The organism is Halorubrum tibetense (genome assembly GCF_042661865.1).
Classification (GTDB): domain Archaea; phylum Halobacteriota; class Halobacteria; order Halobacteriales; family Haloferacaceae; genus Halorubrum; species Halorubrum tibetense.
The window spans coordinates 1-508 of record NZ_JBHSWW010000748.1 but is presented as its reverse complement, the minus strand read 5'-3'; the positions used below and the strand labels follow the sequence as shown (position 1 = coordinate 508).

1 protein-coding gene is annotated in these 508 nt (G+C 48.0%); it reads left to right on the top strand.

Features of this window, described 5'->3' with window-relative positions; genetic code table 11:
• Positions 1–508, top strand: a 508-nt coding sequence (locus tag ACFQEU_RS18090; RefSeq protein WP_379784420.1) for an AHH domain-containing protein, incomplete at both ends; no start/stop codon positions are given.

Below are 508 nucleotides of genomic sequence, written 5' to 3'. Positions count from 1 at the left end.
TCATCTGCGCCTTGAACGACTCAAGACATTTACACAGATTCAAGTTCAGTGTCGGCTAGATGAATACAGAAGAGCTGCAAGCGGCGCTACTGAAGGTGAATGGGATGACATGCAGAAGGCACAAAAAGAACTCGCCAATGAAAAACATCACCCGACCGATAGACTAGCCAACTTCATGCGCTCTGAAGGACGCCCCCAGCCCAGCCCTAGATTTACAGCACATCACTTAGTACAAGGTAAAGGCAAAACTCAGCTAGCTGCAGAATCTCGCGTGGATCTACACTTTCACGGCATTGGGATAAATGATCCCGATAACGGCGTGTGGATGCCAATGCATAAGGCTGACAAGGGACACTGGGCCTACAAAAATGCCGCTGCCCACAGTGAAATCCACACTCATAATTATGAAAAATGGGTTCACACACATACCCAGAACTTGGACTCAGCACAAATGATGCGAGACAATCTACTGATCCTAAGAACTCACTTGAAAAACGGGACGCAGCCG